The organism is Streptosporangium pseudovulgare (assembly GCF_014648055.1).
Taxonomy (GTDB): domain Bacteria; phylum Actinomycetota; class Actinomycetes; order Streptosporangiales; family Streptosporangiaceae; genus Streptosporangium; species Streptosporangium pseudovulgare.
In genome coordinates this window covers 22,691-43,856 of the sequence record NZ_BMQJ01000011.1, presented here as the reverse complement: position 1 = coordinate 43,856, position 21,166 = coordinate 22,691, and the positions used below count along the sequence as shown (strand labels likewise).

Annotated in this window: 15 protein-coding genes; 9 read left to right on the top strand and 6 right to left on the bottom strand. The window is 73.8% G+C overall.

Annotated features, from left to right (window positions below):
• Window positions 1–38: 38 nt before the first annotated feature.
• From IEZ10_RS21630 to IEZ10_RS21620, 3 genes are all read left to right on the top strand, one after another.
• On the top strand, window positions 39–920 hold the full coding sequence (locus IEZ10_RS21630; RefSeq protein ID WP_189248330.1) for a thioesterase II family protein: 882 nt from the start codon (window positions 39–41) through the stop codon (window positions 918–920).
• A gap of 104 nt (window positions 921–1,024) precedes the next feature.
• A complete protein-coding gene (locus IEZ10_RS21625) occupies window positions 1,025–2,290 on the top strand; it encodes an acyltransferase family protein (protein ID WP_189248329.1) in 1,266 nt (421 codons plus the stop codon).
• A 181-nt stretch (window positions 2,291–2,471) separates the two neighbouring features.
• On the top strand, window positions 2,472–3,464 hold the full coding sequence (locus tag IEZ10_RS21620) for an alpha/beta fold hydrolase (RefSeq protein ID WP_229811490.1): 993 nt from the start codon (window positions 2,472–2,474) through the stop codon (window positions 3,462–3,464).
• Between the two features lie 187 nt (window positions 3,465–3,651).
• Here IEZ10_RS21620 and IEZ10_RS21615 read toward each other — a convergent pair whose 3' ends face one another.
• The gene (locus tag IEZ10_RS21615; RefSeq protein ID WP_189248328.1) at window positions 3,652–6,438 is read right to left on the bottom strand and encodes an ATP-binding protein; all 2,787 of its coding nucleotides are present in this window, start codon (window positions 6,436–6,438) and stop codon (window positions 3,652–3,654) included.
• Between the two features lie 187 nt (window positions 6,439–6,625).
• Here IEZ10_RS21615 and IEZ10_RS21610 point away from each other — a divergent pair, with 187 nt between their 5' ends.
• A complete protein-coding gene (locus IEZ10_RS21610; RefSeq protein ID WP_189248327.1) occupies window positions 6,626–7,999 on the top strand; it encodes an FAD-binding oxidoreductase in 1,374 nt (457 codons plus the stop codon).
• 136 nt (window positions 8,000–8,135) lie between these two features.
• Window positions 8,136–8,960 carry an alpha/beta fold hydrolase gene (locus IEZ10_RS21605; RefSeq protein WP_189248326.1) on the top strand — a complete coding sequence of 275 codons (825 nt, stop codon included), beginning with the start codon at window positions 8,136–8,138 and terminating at the stop codon, window positions 8,958–8,960.
• A 129-nt stretch (window positions 8,961–9,089) separates the two neighbouring features.
• On the opposite strand, the gene IEZ10_RS21600 is transcribed toward IEZ10_RS21605, so the two are convergent.
• Together IEZ10_RS21600 and IEZ10_RS21595 are read right to left on the bottom strand one after the other, a co-directional pair.
• Complete coding sequence (locus IEZ10_RS21600) at window positions 9,090–10,283, bottom strand: NAD(P)/FAD-dependent oxidoreductase (RefSeq protein WP_189248325.1); 1,194 nt, start codon at window positions 10,281–10,283, stop codon at window positions 9,090–9,092.
• 112 nt (window positions 10,284–10,395) lie between these two features.
• Complete coding sequence (locus IEZ10_RS21595) at window positions 10,396–10,749, bottom strand: DoxX family protein (protein WP_189248324.1); 354 nt, start codon at window positions 10,747–10,749, stop codon at window positions 10,396–10,398.
• Window positions 10,750–11,077: 328 nt separating this feature from the next.
• On the opposite strand from IEZ10_RS21595, the gene sigJ reads away from it, so the two are divergent.
• From sigJ to IEZ10_RS21580, 3 genes are all read left to right on the top strand, one after another.
• Entirely contained in the window at window positions 11,078–12,046 is a 969-nt protein-coding gene (gene sigJ / locus IEZ10_RS21590; RefSeq protein ID WP_189248323.1) for an RNA polymerase sigma factor SigJ, read from the top strand.
• A 752-nt stretch (window positions 12,047–12,798) separates the two neighbouring features.
• Window positions 12,799–14,460: a tyrosine 2,3-aminomutase gene (gene cmdF / locus IEZ10_RS21585; protein ID WP_189248322.1), complete on the top strand. Its 1,662-nt coding sequence runs from the start codon at window positions 12,799–12,801 to the stop codon at window positions 14,458–14,460.
• A gap of 147 nt (window positions 14,461–14,607) precedes the next feature.
• Window positions 14,608–15,504, top strand: coding sequence for a phytanoyl-CoA dioxygenase family protein (locus tag IEZ10_RS21580; protein WP_189248321.1), 897 nt, complete (start codon window positions 14,608–14,610; stop codon window positions 15,502–15,504).
• 78 nt (window positions 15,505–15,582) lie between these two features.
• Here IEZ10_RS21580 and IEZ10_RS21575 read toward each other — a convergent pair whose 3' ends face one another.
• Window positions 15,583–16,461: a LysR family transcriptional regulator gene (locus tag IEZ10_RS21575; protein ID WP_189248320.1), complete on the bottom strand. Its 879-nt coding sequence runs from the start codon at window positions 16,459–16,461 to the stop codon at window positions 15,583–15,585.
• A 97-nt stretch (window positions 16,462–16,558) separates the two neighbouring features.
• On the opposite strand from IEZ10_RS21575, the gene IEZ10_RS21570 reads away from it, so the two are divergent.
• Window positions 16,559–17,926 carry an MFS transporter gene (locus IEZ10_RS21570; protein ID WP_189248319.1) on the top strand — a complete coding sequence of 456 codons (1,368 nt, stop codon included), beginning with the start codon at window positions 16,559–16,561 and terminating at the stop codon, window positions 17,924–17,926.
• Between the two features lie 47 nt (window positions 17,927–17,973).
• On the opposite strand, the gene IEZ10_RS21565 is transcribed toward IEZ10_RS21570, so the two are convergent.
• The gene (locus IEZ10_RS21565; RefSeq protein WP_229811489.1) at window positions 17,974–19,575 is read right to left on the bottom strand and encodes a 4-hydroxyphenylacetate 3-hydroxylase family protein; all 1,602 of its coding nucleotides are present in this window, start codon (window positions 19,573–19,575) and stop codon (window positions 17,974–17,976) included.
• Between the two features lie 117 nt (window positions 19,576–19,692).
• Complete coding sequence (locus IEZ10_RS21560) at window positions 19,693–20,937, bottom strand: acyl-CoA dehydrogenase family protein (protein WP_189248318.1); 1,245 nt, start codon at window positions 20,935–20,937, stop codon at window positions 19,693–19,695.
• Window positions 20,938–21,166 lie beyond the last annotated feature (229 nt).

Here is a 21,166-nt window from a genome sequence, read left to right as displayed (position 1 = left end):
CTGATCCGGGCGGCCGGTCCGAGGAGATCCGGAGCGAAATGGTCACCCAGCCCTCGTGGTACCTGGCGTTCGAGCCCCGCCCCGCGGCGCGGGTGCACCTGTACGGCCTGCCGTTCGCCGGCGGCGGCGTCTCGATGTTCCGCCCGTGGGCGCGCCACCTGCCGCCGTGGGTCGAGCTGCGCGCGGTCCGCCTGCCGGGCCGTCCGGGCCGCCACCGCCAGGCGCCGTTCACCGACTGCGAGGAGGCGGCCCGCCGGCTGGCCGACGCGCTGACCGAATCCTTGGCGGAGTCCCGAGCCGGTGACCCGGCCGCCGGCGCGGTGCCGTACGCCGTGTTCGGGCACAGCATGGGGGCGCTGCTGGGCTACCGCCTGACCCGGGCGCTGCTGCGCGACGGCGCGCCGCCGCCGGCGCTGCTCGCCCTGGCGGCGTGGCCGGTGCGCGGCGCCGCGGCGGCCCTGACGCCCGACCCGGCCGACCCCGACGACCGCTTCGCCGCGGCGCTGCGGTCGCTGGGCGGGCTGCCGCCGGAGATGGCCGACGACCCGGACGCGCTCGCGCTGACCCTGCCGGTCGCGCGGGCCGACTTCACGCTGTGCCGTTCCTACGCCTACCGCGCCGAGCCGCCGCTGCCGGTCCCGGTGACCGTCTTCGGTGGCACCGCCGACGCGGTGGCGCCCCCGGGGGAGCTGGCCGAGTGGCGGTCGCACACCCGCGACTTCCTGGGGCTGCGGCTGTTCGAGGGCGGCCACTTCTTCCCGCGCGAGCACCTGCCGGAGCTGGCGGCGGCCCTGACCGCCGACCTCGCGCGGGTCCTCGGCCGCCCCGGCCCGGCGGCCCGGCGGGACCCTGCCGGGACAACCTCCACCGACGTCTCCGGGGACGTCACTCCGGCCGCGTTCGCCACGTCCGTCCCGTAGGTCCCCGGCCCCGCTGACGCCCCCGATGCCGCAATCCAGGAGATGCGCCGCCGATCGCCGCGCACCCACCCTTAAGGGGTCGTTTAACTCCTCAAGGAGCGGCCATGGCAACAGACATCGCCAGCGGGACGAGCAGGGGTGGACCGGACGCTCAGCCCCCGCAGGCCCGTGACACCAAGCGCCAGTACTTCCCCGAACTACAGGGGATCCGGGCCATCGCCGTGCTGGCAGTGATCACCATCCATTCGGCGTTCACCGCCGGGCAGATCGGTTTCGGGGACTACCCGGGCAACGGCGCCTTCGCCGTCGTGCTGGAGAGGTTCACCAGGGAGTCCCTGCCGATCCTCTTCGCCCTGTCCGGCTTCCTGATCTACCGTCCCTTCGCCCTGGCGACCATGGCCGGCACGGCGCGGCCCGACCTGAAGGCGTACGCCTGGCGGCGCGCGCTGCGCATCTTCCCGGCTTTCTGGCTGGTGTCGATCGTGGTGATGCTCACGCTCGGCCGCGAGCAGGTCACCAGCCTCTGGTACGCCCTGCGGGTGCTGTCCATGCAGCACGTCTACAACGCGGGCGCCATCCCGGCCGGCCTTGAGTCGACCTGGAGCATGGCCACCGAGAGCGCCTTCTACGTGCTGCTGCCGTTCTTCGCGTGGTTCGCCGGCCGCCTCGCGAGCAGGGCCGCCGACCCGGCCGCCAAGGCACGCCGCATCCTGGTGCCGATCGCCGCGATCATCGTGATCGGCTACGCGTTCAGCGCCTACAGCCACTCGACGGCCCTGGGGCCGTACCCCGTCCAGGGCAACTGGCCGCCCGGCTGGTTCGGCTACCTGGCCGTCGGCATGGCCCTGGCGGCGATGTCGGCCGCCGCCGAGGCGTCGCCCACGACGATGCTCGCCCCCTACCGGCTGGTGGCGAAGTATCCGGGCCGGTGCTGGCTCGCGGCGCTGGTCGTCATCGTCCTGTTCTGCTTCTCACCCGTCGGCGGCCAGGGCACGGCGGACTACCCGACCCTGGCGGTCGTCATGTTCGACCAGCCGATCGACCTGCTGATCGTCTTCCTGCTCCTGGCGCCGCTGACCGTGCCGGGCGTGCGGTCCAGGTTCATCGAGGCGGTGCTTACCGTCCGGCCGCTGCAGTACATCGGCAAGGTCTCCTACGGGATGTTCCTCTGGCACATCCCGATGATCCTCTTCTACACCGACGGCACCATGTCGTCCGACAACTTCCCCCTGACGTGGCTCATCGTCCAGGCCGGCAGCTTCCTGGCCGCCCTGGTGAGCTACTACGCCGTTGAGAAGCCCGCCATGCGGCTGCGCAACCGGTTCGGCAAGAAGCCGGTCGAGCCGAGCATCCCCGTGCTGGCGCGCTGATCCGAGACCCCGGGGTCGCCGCGTGCGGGAGCGCGGAGGTCCCCGGTCTTCTCCGGGTCCGGCGGTACCCCCCGTCCGCCGGACCCCTTCTCCCGTGCACTCGGTAAGTACAAGGAAAGGGCAATCGAATATGCAGCCAGCTCAGGAAACCGCGCGGACCCGGCGGACGGGGCGGCCCGGCATGAGGCGGATGCGCCTCGCCGTGGCCGCGTTCACCGCCGCCGCCGCGGCCCTGCTCACCACGGGCGCCGCCGGCGCCGACGTGCGGACGGCCCCCGCGCCGTCGGAGGAGGGGACGGCGCGTCTCGCGCCCGGTTTCTCCCACGGGAAGGTCTCCGTGACAGGCGGGACCCTCCACTACGTCCGCGGCGGCTCGGGCCCGGCGCTCGTACTGCTGCACGGCTGGCCGCAGACCTGGCAGATGTGGGAGAAGGTGATGCCGACGCTCGCCCGCGAGCACACCGTCATCGCCTTCGACCTGCCGGGACTTGGAGAATCCACCATCCCGTCCGGCGGCTACGACAAGGCCGCCACCGCGCGGAGGATCCACGAGGCCGTCGTCAAGCTGGGCCTCAAGCAGGTCGGGATCATCGGGCACGACCTCGGCGCCCTGATCGCCTACCCCTACGCGCGTGACTACCCCGGCGAGGTCAGCCGGATCGCCGCGATCGAGACGCCGCTGGCCGGCTTCGGCCTGGAGGACCTGTACGGGATCAGCTGGCACTTCCGGTTCAACATGTCCCCGGCGCCGATCCCGGAGACGATCATGGACAACGACGACGTCCGCACCTACCTCGGCATGATGTTCGGCTTCAGCCACCAGCCGGGCGCGATAAACGCCGAGCCGTACTTCCAGGCCTACGCCGACCCGGCCAGGCGGACCGCCGGCTACGAGTACTACCGGGCCTTCGCCGCCGACGCCGAGAACAACAAGGCCGGCGCCGGGAGGAAGCTGACCGCGCCGGTGCTGGCCGTCGGCGGGCAGTACTCCTTCGGTGAGGGCGTGGGCGGCTCGTTCGGCCAGGTCGCCGACGACGTCCGCACGGTGGTGGCGCCCGACGCCGCGCACTTCGTCCCCGAGGAGAACCCCGAGTTCCTCGCCAAGTGCGCGAACCTCTTCTTCGGCGCGAAGGGCACCGTGCCGCCGGCCGGCCTGGAGGGCTGCGCCGCCTAGCGGGCCGCAGGGCCGAACCATCCGGACCGCGGGCGCCCGCCGCCCGCGGTCCGGTCATGTCCCGCCGGGCCCAGGCGGGCGGCGGGTGATCCGTGTCCCGCGTGACCGGGTCACGGAGCGGCGCACCGCCGTCTCCCATCGCCTCCCGCCGTCTCCCACCGCCTCCCGCCGCCGGGCTCAGGCGGGCTCAGGCGGGCGCGGGGCAGCCCAGCGCGGCCAGCTCGGCGCGGCCCTCGGCGGCGCGGTCCGGCAGCAGCAGCAGGGTGCAGGCCCGCTCGAAGCGGGCGCCGACCCGCTCCCAGCCCGCCACCGAGGCCGCCAGGGCCGCGACGTCACCGCTCCGCCGCCCCTCGGCGCGGGCCAGGCAGGCGGCGGCCCAGTCGTTCTCGCCCGCGACGGCCGACGCCGAGGCCAGCCGTTCGGCGGCGTCCGGCAATCCGGCCGCGACGGCGAGCTCGGCCCCGGCGGCGCGGGCGTAGGTCTGGTACCGCCCCTGGGGGAAGTCGGTGAAGACCAGCCCCACCAGGTCGGCCGCGCCGCCGAACCGCCCGGTGTGCACGGCGACGCGGGCGTCGGCGAACGCCGCGAACGTCGCGTGGTTGCGCGGGCCGCCCGACACCTGCGTGGCGCGGGCACGCCAGAACCGGTACCGGTGGTCGTCGCCGCGCAGACCGTGGACCAGCGCCACGGCGGCGACGGCGGGCGACATCCAGCCCGCCACGGGGCCGCCGGCGCGTTCCCAGCCGTCCCACATCCCGTCGGCCCGGCGCAGGGCCTCGTCGAACTCGCCGGTGAGCGCCAGGGGGAGGACCAGGCTGCTCTCCGACAGGTAGGAGTGACCGCCCAGCAGGTCGTCCTCCAGCGCCGACCGGGCGGTCTCCAGCGCGGTCCGCAGGTCGCCGGTGGCCACGGCGTAGGTGGCGGCCATGTTGTAGGTGTCGGTGATCTCCGGGGCGGAGCGCGGGTCGTCGCGGGACATCGCGGCGAGCAGGGAGAGCCGTTCGCGGGTGACCCGGTACGCCTCCCGGAGCCGGCCCGCCGTGGCGGCGGCGGTGCTCACCGCGTCGAGGGCCGCGCTGACGAGCACCGGGTCGCCGGCGGCGCGCGCGGCCTCGGCGGCGGCCGCGGCCAGGACCGGGTCCGGCGCCATCTTCTCCCGGCCCGCGTTCCACGCGGCCGCCGCCGCCAGCAGCGCCGCCACGACGGGATCCCCCCGGTCGCCGGCCGCGGCCGCCTCCTCCAGCAGGGCGGACAGCCGCTCGTGCGGGACCTCGGCGGGAAAACCCGCGGAGAACCGGTTCGCGGTGACCACCGCGGCGGCCAGCGCCCCGGCCACGGCGTCGCCGTCGCCCGCGGCGCGCGCCCGATCGGCCGACGCGAGCAGCAACTCGAAGGCGTGGTGGCCCGCCGGGGCCACGGCGTGCGCGCCGTCGGCCGCGCTGCGCAGGTCGCGGGCGGCCTCACCCGGATGGGGGGCCCGCCCGGCCGCCTCCCGGTAGTGGTCCAGGGACTCGGTCAGGAACCGCCGCGCGTAGCACAGGCGGCCCAGCGCGCGCGCCAGCCGGTGCGGCACCGCGCCGGGACCGGGCGGCGATCCCGCCAGCGCGGCGCGCAGGTCGTCGGCGACGGCGTCGAAGTCGTCGCGCCACCCGTCCGCCCGCCGGCCCGGGAGCGCCGTCGCGCCCGCCGGCCGGCCCTCCAGCGCCGCCGCGGCCGCCGCGGCCCACTCCAGGTGCCGGCGCCGCGTCTCGTCCGTCTCACCCGCCGCCGCGAGCCGGTCCGCGGCGAACGCGCGGACCGTCTCCAGCAGCCGCCACCTGCTCTCCCCGCCCCGCCGGACGACCAGGCTCTTGTCCACCAGGCGGCCCAGCACGTCGGCGACCGGGCCCCGGCCCCCGCCGCGCGTCACGGCGACGGCGGCGTCGAGATCGAACCCGCCCGTGAAGACGGCCAGCCGCCGGAACAGCGTCCGCTCCTCCTCGCCGAGCAGGTCGTGGCTCCAGCCGATCACCGCGCGCAGCGAGCGGTGCCTCTCGACCGCCCCGCGCCCGCCGGCGAGCAGCCGCAGGACGTCGTCGAGGGTGGCCAGCAGGCCGTCGGCGCCCAGGGAGGCGCTGCGCGCCGCGGCCAGCTCGATGGCCAGCGGCATGCCGTCCAGCCGGGCGCACAGCTCGGCGACCACGGCGGGATCGGCGGTGAACCCCGGATCGGCCGCGGCGGCGCGGTCGAGGAAGAGCCGCTCGGCGTCGGACGCCACCGGCAGCGGCGCGACCGGCACGATCCTCTCTCCCGGCACGCCCAGCCGCTCGCGGCTGGTCACCAGCACCCTCGCGCCGGGGCAGACCGACAGCGTCCGCTCCACGAACCCGGCCACCGCGTCGAGCAGGTGCTCGCAGTTGTCGAGGACCAGCAGCGACCGGCCCCGGCCGAGCCGTTCGGCGACGGCGTCCTCCAGCGGCTGCCGGGGACGCTCGGTGACGCCGAGCGCCGCCGCCACCGCCTGCGCGACGAAGCCCCCGCCCACCGGGACCAGGTCCACGAACGCGCCGCCCGCCGGGAACGACGGCGCCGCGTCCCCGGCGACCACCGCCGCCAGGCGGGTCTTGCCGACCCCGCCCGGCCCCAGCAGCGTCACCAGCCGGGACTCGCCGAACGCCGCCAGGACCGCCGCGCGCTCCCGCTCGCGGCCCACGAACGACGTCAGCGCCGCGGGAAGGCCCGCCATCCGCCCCGGCGGGGCCGCCGCCCTCCCCTGCGGAGCGGCCTCGGGCGGCGCCGCCCCGCCGGCGAGCGCGGCCAGCGCCCGCCGGTCGGCGACGCCGTACTTGCGCAGCAGCGAGGACACATGGCTCTCGACGGTCCGCACCGAGATGTGCAGCCTGCTCGCGATCTCCGCGTTGGACAGCCGCGCGCCGAGCGCCTCCAGAACCTCCGCCTCGCGCGCCGACACCTCACCTGGCCCCGTTGTCGTCACCTCGACATCATCACCCATCGGTGCGGCGATCAGTGGTCTTTGCGTGCCGAATCCGTGGTCTTCACGGATGACCCAGGGGGTCCGCACGCAGGATGCTGGTCGAAGCCGGACGCGGCTCACCGAAGACGCCGGGCGGCTGGCACACGCGAGACGTCCGCTCCACACACGAGAGACGAAAGGGTTCGAGATGAGCCAGCAGGTCCAGAGCCGGCCGTACCGGGTTCGCGACGCCGCGCCCGGCGGCGGCCCCGAAGCCGCGCGCCGCCTGCGTGAGGAGTTCGGCGGGGCGGTCCTCCTGCCGGGAGATCCCGGATACGACGCGCAGCGCGAGGCCCCCAACGCCGACATCGACCCGCGGCCGGCGCTGATCGCCGAGGCGGACGACCCCGCCGACGTGCGGGCCGCGATCCTCACCGCGCGCGAGCACGGCCTGCCCTTCGCCGTCCAGGCCACCGGGCACGGCACCTACGTCGCCTCCGACGGCGGCGTCCTCCTCAGAACCGGGAGGATGGAGTCCGTCCTGGTCGACCCGGACCGCCGGATCGCCCGCGTCGGCCCCGGCGCCACGTGGGCGGAGGTGATCGCCGCCGCCGCGCCGTTCGGCCTCGCGCCGCTGGCCGGCTCGCACCAGACGGTCGGCGTGACCGGCTACACCCTCGGCGGCGGCATCGGCTGGCTGGCCCGCAGGTACGGCTTCGCCTCCGACAGCGTGCTGCGCGCCGAGATGGTCACGGCCGACGGCCGGCTGGTGACGGCGAGCCCCGACCGGAACCCCGACCTGTTCTGGGCGCTGCGCGGCGGCGGCGGCAACTTCGGCGTGGTGACCTCCCTGGAGTTCCGGCTCCACCCCGTCGCCCGCGTCCACGCCGGCGCCCTCTACTTCACGGCCGACCGGGCCGCCGAGACGCTGACCCGCTATCGCGAGTGGATGGCCGACGCCCCCCTCGAACTGAGCACCTCGATCCTGCTGGCCCGGTTCCCCGACGCCCCGGAGACCCCCGCGCCGCTGCGGGACGGGTGGGTCCTCGGGCTGCGCGTCATGTACGCGGGCGAGGCCGAGGAGGCCCGCGCCGCGCTGCGCCCCCTGACCGACGCGGCCGGTCCGGTGCTGCTGGACGACCTGCGGACCACGACGTTCGCCCAGGCGGAGATGGGCGGCATCGCGCCCCGCGACTTCAACCTCCTGGAGACCCTGCCCGACGAGGTGATCGAGGCGGTGGCGGGCGTCGTCGGGCGGCCCGACTCGCCCGTCACCATGGCGGAGGTCCGCCACTGGGGCGGCGCGATGACCGACCCCGGGCCCGACGCGGGTCCGGTGGGCCACCGTACGGCGCAGCTGTCGGTCGTTCTGGACGCCTGCGACCCGCAGGTCTCGCGGGTGCTGCGCCCGCACTCCGGCGACCGGGCGTTCCTGAACTTCCTGGGCGACACCACCAGGGCCGAGACGGCCTACACGCCCGGCGACCACCGGCGGCTGCGGGACGTGAAGCGGACCTACGACCCCGACAACTTCTTCCGCCTCAACCACAACATCCCCCCGGCCGAGCCGGGCTCCCACTGACCCGCCGCGGCCACGGCGTCCCGCCCGCGCCGCCCGCCCCTCCGTGCGACGGCCCCGCCCCGCACCCCGCCGGTCATCCGGCGGGGCGCGGGGCGCACCCGGTGAGAAGGCCGGTGAAGGCGAGAAAGGCGATCCCATGCAGCGTGTGATCTCAAGTGACGGCACCGGCATCGCGTTCGACCGCCGCGGCGAGGGGCCGCCGGTCGTCCTGGTGAGCGGGGCGCTGCGCCACCGGTCGCTCGACCCGGTCGCGGAGCGGCTGGCCGAGCTGCTGGCGCCGCGCTTCACCGTCTACCGCTACGACCGCCGGGGCCGGGGCGACAGCGGCGACACCGCCCCCTACGCGGTCGCCCGGGAGGTCGAGGACCTGGAGGCCGTCATCGCCGAGGCGGGCGGATCGGTGTTCGTGTGCGGGTTCTCCTCCGGCGCGGTCATCGCCCTCGACGCGGCCCGCCGGCTGCCCGGCATCGCGAGGCTGGCGCTGTACGAGCCGCCGTTCGTCGTGGACGCCACCCGTCCGCCGCTGCCCGAGGACTACGTGACCAGGCTCGACGGGCTGGTGGCCCGGGGGCGGCGGGGCGAGGCCGTGGAGTTCTTCATGACCCGGGCCGCGGGCGTTCCCGCCGAGGCCGTCGCCCGCAGCCGGAGCACGGCCGGCTGGCGGGCGTTCGAGGCCGTGGCCCACACCCTCGCCTACGACGGCGCGGTCATGCGGACGACCATGGCGGGCAGGCCGCTGCCGGCCGACAGGTGGAGCTGCGTCACCGCCCCCGTCCTCGTCGCGGACGGCGGCCGGAGCAGAGACTATCTACGCACCGGCGCGAGGGCGCTCGCCGCCGTCCTGCCCGGGGCGCGGCACCTCACTCTGGAGGGCCAGAGCCACGCCGTGGACCCGGCCGTCCTCGCCCCCGTCCTGGAAACCTTCTTCACCGTGCCCCAGCAGCGCCCCCCGAGCCTTTGAAAGATCTCCCGCCGGTCCCGCCGGTACGAAGATCGCCGGAGCTTCCCGATCGGTGTGACCCGCATGAGGTACGGCGTCGTCCGGCGGTCATCTTGGTGCTGACCGCGGGATCGGCATGCTCGTCGGCGGTCATGGGGAGGCGGCCCCGCGCGGAGCGGGGGCCGGCTGCTCGGGACGCGAGCCGCCCTTCAGCCACATGGCGGAAGTCGGCTTGCGGGCCTCGCGGCGGATCCTCGACACCGCGAACTTGCAGGTCGCCTCTTTGATCGCCGCGCCCACGCGGCCGCCGACGTAGGCGTTCACCGGGTGGTCGTCCTTGCGGGCGAGCTGTCGTACGGCAGTGCGCCGGCCGAGGCTGACACACGCCCCTGAGAAGGCCAGGTCGATCATCGCCGGTTCGGTTCCCGCGATGCGGCTCAGCACGGTGTCGGCGGCTTGTGCCCCGAGCGGCCCGGCGGCGTAGCAGCTCATCCGCAGAGGCCGGCCCGACGGTGAAGCGGCGTCCCCGGCCGCGACGATGCGGTCGTCGTCGACGCTGGTCAGCGTCTCGTCGGTGAGCAGCCGGCCGAGCGCATCGGTCCGCAACCCACTCGCGGCCGCCAACTCCGGCACACCGAACCCGCCCGCCCAGATGGTCAGCGCGCTCGCACGCGCCGTACCGTCGGCGAAGACGACCGCATCCGGCCGGACCTCGCTCACCACGGCGGCCTCGAGCACCACGACACCGTGCCGGGACAGCCATTTGGCCACGGCTCGGCGGCCCCGTGCGCCGAATGACGGCGCCAGGATCCGGCCGCACACCAGCGTGATCGCGCGTCCTCGCTCGGCCAGCTCGGCGGCCGTCTCGATGCCGGTCAACCCGCCGCCGACCACGGTGACCGGAGCGTCCAGGGGCAACTCCTCCAGCCTGGCGCGCAGCCGCCGCGCGGACTCGAGTTCGGCGATGCCGAGCGCGAACTCGGCCGCGCCGGGCACCGATGACGGTATCGCCCCGGTGCTGCCGACCGCGTAGATGACGTGGTCGTAGTCCAGCGCGCGGCCCGACGCCAGCCGTACCGTGCGGGCGGCGGTGTCGATACGCGTGGCGCTGTCGACGACCAACCGGACGCCTTCGCCGAGCAGCGTGCCGTAGTCCACCGTGGCCTCGCCGGTGCCGGCCGCGAACTGGTGCAGCCGGACTCGTTCGACGAACTCCGGGCGGGAGTTGACCACGGTGATATCGACGTCGGTGCGTATCCGCAGACGGTTGGCCGCGAGTGCTCCGGCGTAACCGCCACCGATGACGACGACCTTGTTGGGTGTGTGGCGTGCGGGCGTGGACATGGCGAGGCCTTCTCTTCTCGATCTCGGAAGGTGTTCGAGGCTTGCGACCCGATGGGGCCGGTCTTCATCCGCCGTGCCGCGGCGGCCAGGTGAGTGCGCCTGTCTCCACAGATCACGTCCAGTGGTAGAGCAGGTTCACGGCCAGTGCGGCCACCGCGGTGGCGAAGAATCCCCCCCAGTTCACGAGCGCGCGGGAGCCCACTCGCAGGTGCGCAAGGAGCGCGATGGTGTAGTACAGCACGAGGCCGGAGGCAGCGAGTGTCCCCAGCATGGGCAGGGCGAGCCCGCCCAGCAGCCCCAAAGCGCCCGCCGCCAGCATCATGCCGAACACCGGTCCCCACGCCCGCGGCAAACCCTTCATGTCCAGCTGGGCCTTTGGGAACTCGTGGCCGATCAGGTAGATGACGGCAGCGCTGCCGTTCAGCACCGAGGCGAAGATGGTGATCGCGATATAAGCGGTGAACATGAGACCTCTCTGTGGTCGTCAGCTTCAAGAGCTTTCGTTGAGCGAGCCGGCCGGCGCGTCGCTGACCGCCGCGCGTCTCCGGCAGGCATCGCGTGATGAGCGGAGTGAGGTACGACCGTCTGAGCGTGTGCGAGGAGGCGACGTGTGCGTGGGCACGGTGAGGTTCCCCTTCTCGATCTCAGCGGTGTTCGAGCCTTGCGGCCCGGTGTCCCAGTAGTCCGACGAAGCGACTGCTGGAAATGTCAGGCGACGCGCCGACCTCACAATCCGGTGCGCTGTCTCGTCGGACCGGTGAAGGGCAGCTACGAGCAAGGGAGCCGTCGGCACCATGACCACCCCATCCGGACCAGGAGACGGCCGGCTCGATCCGGGCCTGAGCGCGATCATGAGCGAGCGGCGTCAGCTGATCAATCTCGCGTACCGGCTCCTCGGCTCCCTGGCCGAGGCTGAGGACGTCGTCCAGGAGACCTACGCCCGCTGGTACGCCATGCCCCGGCAGCGGCAGGAGGCCATCGAGTCCCCCGGCGGCTGGTTGACGAAGGTCGCCGGTCGCATCTGCCTGGACCTGCTCGGCTCGGCACGGGCCCGCCGCGAGAGCTACGTGGGCGAATGGATCCCGGAGCCGCTGCCCGATCGTATGGAGTGGCCAGGTGGGCGGCCGGGCGACGCCACGATCGACCCGGCCGACCGGGTCACCCTCGACGAGTCGATCAGCATGGCCTTCCTGGTCGTGCTCGAATCGATGACCCCGGCCGAGCGCGTCGCGCTCATCCTGCACGATGTCTTCGGCTACTCCTTCGCCGAAGTGGCCGAGACCGTCGGCCGGACCCCGGCGGCATGTCGCCAACTGGCCTTCTCGGCCCGCCGCCGCATCCGCGCCTCGCGGTCTCCCGCAGCTCCGGCGGCCCAGCGGGCCGGCATCGTCAGGGACTTCAAGCGGGCATGGGAGGCCAAGGACATCGACGCCCTCATCGACCTCCTCGACCCCGGCGCCACGGCGGTCGTCGACGGCGGCGGTATCGTCAGCGCCGGGCTCCGCCCGATCGAAGGCGGCGAGCAGATAGCCCGCTACATCATCGCCATCACCCGCAGGGCACCCGACATGACGCTCCTGGAGCGCACGGTGAACGGTCAGCCCGGCCTGGTGGCCCAGCAGGACGGCGTCATCGTGACGGTGGCGGCGTGCGACGTCGTAGGTGACCGGATCAAGCGCATTTGGGCGGTACGCAACCCCGACAAGCTCCGGCCGTGGACGGTGCACGGGGTGGAGGAACAGTGGGACGGCGATTGGCGGTGAGAAAGTCCCTGTTCCGTGTCGCAGCGGTGAGCCGGTCAGGACACGGGGCGATCGGTGAGGATGAGGACACGAGCGCGGCTCCCGTGGCGATCCTTCGGCGTGGACATCCGAAAGATCGGCGGTAGCCCCGCGCTTTCGCGACCCGGCCACCGCGACCGGTCAAGCCACGAAATCCCATCGACGCCGGGGCCGCGGCTAGTCCCAGGTGGTCCCGTCGCAGGACTTCCGAAGCGATTCCATAATGCGCTGGTTTTCTCTCATGTGGAAACTCTGCGATCGGCGGGGCTTTACGGCAAGGCGCAGCGGAGGCAACATGTTGCCTTCCCCCGGCCGCTTCCTGTCACCCGTTCCGTATACCGGCGGCTCCGGGATCGTTCATCATCGGATGACCAGGGAGAACAGGGCGAGTCCCGGGTGCGGCGCCGCGTGGCGGGCGGCGCGCCCGGGGGCCAGCACGCCAGAAGATGCACCGGGAGACGCCCGGACGTGACGATGTCGTGGTGAGGACCGCGCATATCCCGTATGCCGCGGGAGCCGCCGGCGAAGACATCGCCGACGCTCCCCGGTATTCGCGCCGGAATTCGGCCGACGCCGTTCCACGCGGAACATCGACCGTCATTTTCGGCCGTAATTCGCTGCCGTGGGGGAATTCACGTCGCGACCCGACGTCCCGCGCACCGCACGGCCGCCCCGGTCGACGCACAAGCCGTACCCGCTGAAGCCGTTAGCCCCTCTCTGGCGAGGTGAGAAACTTGACTCTGGTCGAGACCCAAACGTCGGTCGACTTCGATGGCGAGACCCTGGACATCGCCGCCGTGCGGCAGGTCGCCGAGGACGGCGCCGCCTGCGTCGTCTCCTCCGAGACGCTGTCCAAGGCCGCGGCCAACCGCGACATGTTCGAGGACATCATCCGGCAGGGCATCCCCGTGTACGGCGTGACCACCGGCTACGGCGAGATGATCTACATGCTGGTCGACACCGACAAGGAGGTGGAGCTGCAGACCAACCTGGTCCGCAGCCACAGCGCGGGCGTCGGCCCGACCTTCGCCCAGGACGAGGCGAGGGCGGTCGTCGCGGCCCGGCTGAACGCCCTGTCCAAGGGGTACTCGGCGGTGCGTCCCGAGCTGCTGGAGCGCCTCGCGCTCTACCTCAACCTGGGCATCACCCCCGCCATCCCCGAGATCGGCTCCCTCGGCGCCAGCGGCGACCTGGCCCCGCTCGCGCACGTCGCCTCCACCCTCATCGGCGAGGGATACGTCCTGCGCGAGGGCCGCCGCGTCGAGACCGCGCGGGTCCTGCGGGAGTTCGGCATCGAACCGCTGCAGCTGCGGTTCAAGGAGGGGCTCGCGCTGATCAACGGGACCTCCGCGATGACCGGCGTGGGCTGCCTGCTGGCCGGGCGCGCCATGGACCAGATCCGCCAGGCCGAGATCGTCACCGCCCTGATCTGCGAGGTCCTGCAGAGCTCGACCAGCCCGTTCGGGGCCGAGGGGCACGACATCGCCCGCCCGCACCGGGGCCAGATCGACAGCGCGGCGAACATGCGGGCCCTGCTGCGCGGCAGCGAGCTGGCCGTCGAACACAGCGACCTGCGCCGCGCGCTCAGCGCCGACCCCGACCGCCTGCGCGCCCTGAAGTCGCGCGAGGCCTCCCGGCGCGGCTCGCACGGGGACGCGGACGGCGGTGTGCACCGTACCGAGGTCTACCTGCAGAAGGCCTACACGCTGCGCGCCATCCCGCAGGTCGTCGGCGCCGTCCGCGACACGCTGTACCACGTGACGGGCGTGCTGGAGACCGAGCTGAACTCCTCCAACGACAACCCGCTGGTCTTCGAGGGCCAGGAGGTCTTCCACGGGGCCAACTTCCACGGCCAGCCGGTCGCCTTCGCGATGGACTTCCTCACCATCGCCCTCACCCAGCTCGGCGTCTTCTCCGAGCGCCGCACCAACCGGCTGCTCAACCGGCACCTCAGCAACGGCCTGCCGGAGTTCCTCGTCGCGGGCGACCCGGGCCTCAACAGCGGGTTCGCCGGCGCCCAGTATCCGGCGACCGCGCTGGTCGCCGAGAACCGCACCATCGGCCCGGCCAGCACCCAGAGCGTGCCGTCCAACGGCGACAACCAGGACGTCGTCAGCATGGGCCTGATCGCCACCCGCAACGCGCGGCGGGTCATGCAGAACAACACCAGGATCCTCGCGGTGGAGTTCCTCGCCGCGGCGCAGGCGGTGGACGTGTCCGGCCGCTACGACCGGCTCAGCCCGGCGGGCAGGGCGACCTACGACGCGGTGCGGTCGCTGGTGCCGACGCTGAGCCACGACCGCTACATGGCCGACGACATCGAGCTGGTGGCCGCGGCGCTGTCCCGCGGCGAGTTCGTCGGCGCCGTCACCCGAAGCGACGTCGAGCTGCGCTGAGGGGCCGGCCCGCCGTACGACCGCCCGCCCGCCGCGAGGCCGGGGGACGGCCGTACGGCGGGCACGGGCCGGCGGGCCGCCCGCCCGCCGGCCGTACCGAGCACGGAAACGAGCACGGAAACGGATCGCGGAGAAAGGCGGTTCACCATGGCTGGCCTGATCAGGGTGAGGCCGGACGCCGATCTCGACGATGTCGTCGAGATCCTGGAACGGGACGGGGCCGTCGTCGTCGAGGACTTCGTCGACCAGGAGACCCTCGCCGGGCTGTGGGACGACCTCGGCCCCTACCTGGACTCCCAGGCATACAGCGACAACTGGTACGACGGGCTGCGGACCAGGCGGGTGTCCTCGCTGTTCGCCCGCACCACGCGCCTGACGCCGGTGGTCACCCAGCGCCTCTACCTGGGGGCGGCCCGCGCCATCATGCAGCGGCCGATCCCCATGTGGATCGGCCGGTCCCGGCAGGAGATGATCCCCACCATCCAGATCAGCGCCACGCAGCTGATCCAGATCCACCAGGGCCAGGGCAAGCAGCCCCTGCACCGCGACGACGCGCTGCACCTGCGCTCGCACCCGGGCACGACCAGCCGGGTGCAGATGATGCTCGGGATGAGCGAGTTCACCGCCGACAACGGCGGCACCCTGGTCATCCCGGGGAGCCACCACTGGGACGACGAGCGCGCGCCGAAGGCCGAGGAGGCCATCCCCACCGAGATGCCGGCCGGGTCGTGCCTCATCTGGCTGGGCGGCGTCTACCACGGCGGCGGCCGCAACGTCACCACCGTGCCGCGCACCGGCATGACCATCTCGCTGGACCTGGGCAACCTCCGCCAGGAGGAGAACCAGTATCTCGCGGTGCCCAGGGAGAAGGTGCTGGCCTACCCCGAGGAGGTCAGGCGGCTCCTCGGCTACGACCGCTGCCCGCCCGGCCTGGGCTGGGTGGAGATGAACGACCCGTACATCATGCTGGAGGACGAGGAGACCCGCCGCGCGGCCGGCGTGGACGTCGCCTCCGGCACCGCCCCCGCCACCGTCACCGGCTGACCCGCCGCCGTCCGCCGTACCTCCGGGCGCCGCGCGGGCGGCCCCCGAGGAGACGGCGCGCGCGGTACGGCGCGGCGGTCAGGCCGCGGCGGCGTACAGCACGTCGCGCAGGCCGGGCAGGTCCTCCCGGTCGCCGCGCCAGACCAGCCGCAGCCGCAGGTCCGGGACGGCCAGGCCGAGCCGGGTCAGCGCGCCGGACCGCAGCGCCTCCGCCACGGCGAACTCCGGCAGCAGCGCGATCCCCAGGCCCCGCTCGGCCCAGGCCCGCATCACCGCGACCCCGCCGGCCCGGACCCGCTCCGGGCCCGGCCCGAGGACCCGGTCGGCGGCCATCCAGAAGGAGCAGGCCGGCACGTTGACCAGCAGCCGCTCACCGGCCAGGTCGCCGGGCAGCACGGGGGAGCGGCCGGCCAGCCGGTGGCCGGGCGCGGCGACCAGGGCGAGCGGGACGGGGTCGAGGTCGAGGAACGTCAGGGGTCCGGCCGGCGGCGGGAAGCCGAGACCGCCCAGCGCCTCCCCGGTGTCCAGCAGCAGCGCCGCCTCCAGCCGCCCGCCGGCGACCCCGGAGAGCAGTTCGTCCCGGCTCACCGCGGGGGCGACCTCCACGGCCAGGCCGGGGCGGCGCTCGGCGAGCCGGGCCAGCACCCGGGGGACGAGCGTGGCGGCGATCGTCTCCAGCGCGCCCAGCCGCAGCACCCTCGGCCGCCCGGTCACCTCGCAGCGCGCCTGCTCGGCGGCGTCCAGCAGCCGCCGGGCCCAGGGCAGCATCCGTTCGCCCGCGCCGGTCGGCCGCATCCCCCGCGCGGTCCGCTCGAACAGCGGCACGCCCAGCGACCTCTCCAGTGCGCGGATCTGCTCGGAGACGGTGGAGGGCGCCAGCCCCAGCTCGTTGGCCGCGTCGGTCACCGTGCCGTCGCGCGCCACCGCCTCGAAGGTCCGCAACTGGCGTAGCTCCACGCCGTCCCCCGATCGCCCGTTCCGTTCGGAATTCCCGAACGGAGTGTACGGACGGCCCGGTGGAGCCCGGAAGCCGGGAGCCGGACAGTTGGTCCCCATGACCACCGTCGAATCACCCATCCCCGGCGAGCGCACCGGCCGGGCCGGGCACCCGGTCGCGCTCCTGGGCATCTCGCTCGGATACTTCATGGTGCTGCTCGACATGACCGTGCTGTCGGTCGCCGAGCCGGACCTGGCCGCCTCGCTGCACACCTCGGTCGCCGGCCTGCAGTGGGCGACCACCGGCTACACCGTCGTCTTCGGCGCCCTGCTGCTGACGGCCGGCGCGGTCGCCGACCGTCACGGCGCGCACCGCGTCTTCCGCGCCGGGGTCGCGGTCTTCGGCCTCGGCTCGCTGCTGTGCGCCCTCGCGCCGGCGCTGTGGGCGCTGGTCGGGGTGCGTGCGGTGCTCGGCGCCGCGGCGGCGGCCTGTGTGCCCGCCTCGATGGCGATGATCGCGCGGCTGTACCCGGACCCGGCCCGCCGCACCCGCGCCGTGGCGACCTGGGCGGCCGTCAGCGGGGCCGCGGTCGCCGCGGGCCCGATCGCCGGCGGCGCGCTGGTCGAGCTGGCCGGCTGGCGGGCGATCTTCCTGGTCAACGTGCCGCTCGCGTTGCTGGTGCTGGCCACGACCGCCGGGCGGGCGGTGGCCTGCCCGCGCGGCGAACGGCGCGTCGACTGGACGGTGCAGCTCGCGGCCTGCGCCACCCTGGCGCTGCTGACCGACGCGCTGATCGCCGCGGGCTCGGGGTCCTGGGCCCACGTCGCGGTCTCCGCGGCGGCCGCCGTGCTCGCCGGGACCGCGTTCGCGCTGCGGGAGCGGCGCAGTGCCGCGCCGGTCCTCGACCCGGCGCTGCTGCGCGGCCGGGGGGTGCGGACCGGCCTCGCGGTGGGGGCGGCGGTGAACTTCGCCCTCACCGGCGACCTGTTCGTGCTGCCGCTGCTGCTGCGGCACGACCACCATCTCGGCCCGGTCGCCAGCGGTCTGGCGTTCCTGCCGCTGACCCTGCCGTTCGCGCTCAACCCCCCGCTGACCGGCCGGATCGTGGCCCGCCGCGGCCCGCGGGCGCCCATCACGGCCGGTGCGGCGCTGCTGACCGCCGGCGGCGCGGTGCTCGGCTGGGCCGCCTGGGCCGGCGCCGGGTACGGCGTGCTCGCCCTCGGGCTGCTGCTCACCGGGTTCGGGGTGTCGTTCGTCCTGCCGGCCCTGGCCGCCGCGGTCATCGGCGCGGCCCCGGAGGGCACGGCCGGGTCCGCGGGAGGCGTGCTCAACGCCGCCCGCCAGACCGGGGCGACCCTCGGCGTCGCCGCCATGGGAGCCCTCACCGGCCTCGGCGCCCCGGCGGGCCCGGCGGCCGCGCTCCTGCTGCCGGCCGTGCTGTGCGCCGCGGCTGGCGGGTGGTTCGCCCGCGTGTCCTCCCGCTGAGCGCGTCCGGTCCGGCCCCGGACGAGAGGCCGGACCGGACGGCGCCGTCAGAGGTCGAACATGGCGCCGCGGACCTGGCGCAGGTCGTCGAAGGACGACAGGTCCGGGACGGTCCAGCCGTCCAGGTCGTACTCGGACATGCACTCCTCGACGAACGCCTTGTAGCCGTCCACCTGCCCGTTCGCCGTCTGCGCGGCCAGCAGCTCGACCCGGGTGTTCTCGTGGTTGCCGGCGTAGTTGCGCTCGTACAGCTCGTGCCGGCCGCCGAACTCGGTGCCGACCGCGTCCCACAGCAGCTTCATGACCTTGATCCGCTCGACCGCCTCCATGCCGCCCGAGCCGCGCAGGTACTTGTCGAGGTAGGGGCGGACGTCGGGGTTCTTGAAGTCGTCGGCGCTGGAGTTGATGTAGATCAGGCCGCTGGCGATGTCCTGCTGCACGATCTCCTTGACCCGGGGGTAGCCGATCTGCATGAACCACCGGTAGGCCAGGCCGTACTGGGGGTTGGGCAGCACCGCGCCGTTCGCCCACGCGACCGGGTTGCGCGCGGCGGCGTCGGAGAACGCCCAGAACAGGTTGCGCCAGGCCAGCACCTCGCCGATCCGGCTCTGCACGCCGCGGAAGTCCTTGGTGCCGGTCGCCTCCACCGCCTTGATCAGCAGGCCCGCGATGAACTCCAGCTTGACCGCCAGGCGGGTGCACCCGTGGAAGGTGAAGCGCTCGGGGAAACCGGAGCGGCCGGTGAAGAGCTGGACCTTCCCCAGGTGCCCGTAGATGAAGACGTTCTCCCAGGGGATGAGCACCTTGTCCAGGACGAGGATCGTGTCGTTCTCGTCCAGCCGCGACGACAGCGGGTAGTCGAACGGGCTGCCCATGGCGGTGGCCGTGGCGGTGTAGGAGGGGCGGCAGATCAGCTTCAGGCCGGGCGCGCCCATCGGCACCGTCGCGACCAGCGCGAACTTCCGGTCCTTGATCGGCAGGCCGTAGTGGGCGATGAAGTTGTAGTGGGTCAGCGCGGAGCCGGTCGCGACGACCTTGGCGCCGCTCACCACCAGGCCGGCGTCGGTCTCCTTCTCCACGTGGACGAACACGTCGGCGACCTCGTCCGGCGGCCGGTTGCGGTCGACCGGCGGGTGCACGATCGCGTGGTTCCAGAACAGCACCTTCTCCTGCGACTCCCGGTACCAGCGCCGGGCGTTGTCGGAGAACGGCTCGTAGAACTCGGCGTTGGCGCCGAGCGTGCCGAGGAAGGCGGCCTTGTAGTCGGGGCTGCGCCCCATCCACCCGTAGGTCATCCGCGACCACTCGGCGATAGCCCGCTGGTTGGCGACCAGGTCCTCGGCGCTGCGCGGCGTGGTGAAGAAGCTGTGCGTGTAGCCGTCGCTGCCGGTGTCGGTCGGCACCACGAGGGAGCCGCGCCGCTCCGGGTCGTGCAGAGCGTCGTACAGCCGCGCCGTCATCCGGACCGGGTTGTGGAACGCGGGGTGCGAGGTGACGTCCCTGACGCGGTCGCCGTACAGGTAGATCTCGCGGTCGTCGCGCAGGCTCTCGATGTACTCGGCGCCGGTCATCGGGCGCGTCTGCCGGCGCGCCGGACCGGCGGGCTCCGCGTTCCCGGTGCCGGACGCGCGGTCCTGAAGCTCAGTCAACGGACTTCTCCCTTCATTCCGCGTCGCCGGATGCGGCCCGCGGAGCGGTCTCAACCCGCGTCGCCGGATGCGGCCGGCGGGGACGGTCTCAACGCCGGAGGCCGGGCCTCCGCCGGGTCACTCGACGCCGAACCGGACCCGCGCCAGATCGCGCGGGGCGATGGTGGCGAGGAAGGTCGAAACTCCGGCGTGGGTGACGAACATCGACATGTCACGCCAGATGCGCTCCATGCGCTCGCCGTTCCGCACCGCGCTGGAGCCCGCGGTCGGGTACAGGTGCCGCTCGACCGCGCGCCAGCACAGGTCCACCACCTCGCTGCAGATCCCGGCGATCCGCAGCTCCTGCTCCCGGGTGACGGCTGCCGGGCCCCGGGCGCAGGTCTCGCGCCACTGCCGGACCGCGTCCAGCGTCGCGGCCTCGGCCGTGGCGATCATGCCGGCGGCCCTGCCGTACCGGAGCTGGTAGTCGGGGTCCTCGGAGCGCGGCACGATCGGCGGGAAGGGGGTGGTCCGGCTGCGCATCAGGTCCTCGTAGGCGTCGAGCGCGCCCCGGGCGATGCCGACGGCCAGGGCGGCGTCCTCCATGACCATGAAGCTGAGCTGGCCGCCGCCGTACTCGGGGTTGCCGTGCAGCGCGCGGCCGGGCGTGCCCTCGGTGACGCTGACCTGGCTCATGTGGGTCCGCATGAGGAAGTGGGCGGGGATGCGCCCGTTCTCGATCCGGATGCTGTGCGAGCCGCTGCCCTTCAGCCCGAGCGCCCCGCCCCAGTCGTCCAGGCGGGTCCACTCGCTGCGGGGGGCGATGAACATCGCCGGTTCGGGCTCGCCGCCGCCGTCGGGGGTGACCATCGCGTGCCCGATGAAGTGCGTGGCGTACGGCGAGCCGGAGCAGTAGCCCCAGGTGCCGTTGAGCACCCAGCCGCCGTCGTCCGCGGGCTCGGCCGTGCCGCCGGGCATGACGGTCGCGGGGCAGATGAAGTGCCCGTCGCCGAAGACCTCCTCCTGCACCCGCTCCTCGAACAGCGTGGCCACCGCGAGCGCGTGCGCCGCGCCGAGGCAGTACATCCACCCGGTCGAGGGGCAGCCCCGGGTGAGCGCCATCGTCACCCGCATGAAGGTGTCGATCCCGAACTCGTAGCCGCCGTACCGGCGGGGGACCAGGATCCGGTAGAACCCGGCCCGGGTGAACTCCTCGTGGACGTCCTCGCCGTAGAAGGTGCGCCGCTCGGTCTCGGCCTGGCGCTCGACCAGGGACGGCGCGATGGCCTCGGCCCTCGCCACCATCTCTTCCGGCGTCAGGCCGGGCTCGGGCGGGGAGGGAGGGGAAAGGCGGCGCTCGGGAATGCTGGTGACGACTCCCATTCTTCGCGTGTCCTCACGGTCTCGTGGGCGGATGCGACATGCGCCAGCGTCACACCCGTCTCCGGGGCGGCGCATCTTTCGGGTTGCGGTCCGGAGGGCGGGCGCGCCCACTCACCGGAGGGCGTTTCCGGGTGGGGGAAGCGGATTCTCCGGATGGGGGACGCAAGAGAGCATTCCTGAATAAGAAAAAGCGCCGGGCCGGGGCGAGAATCGCACCACCGGTACCTTG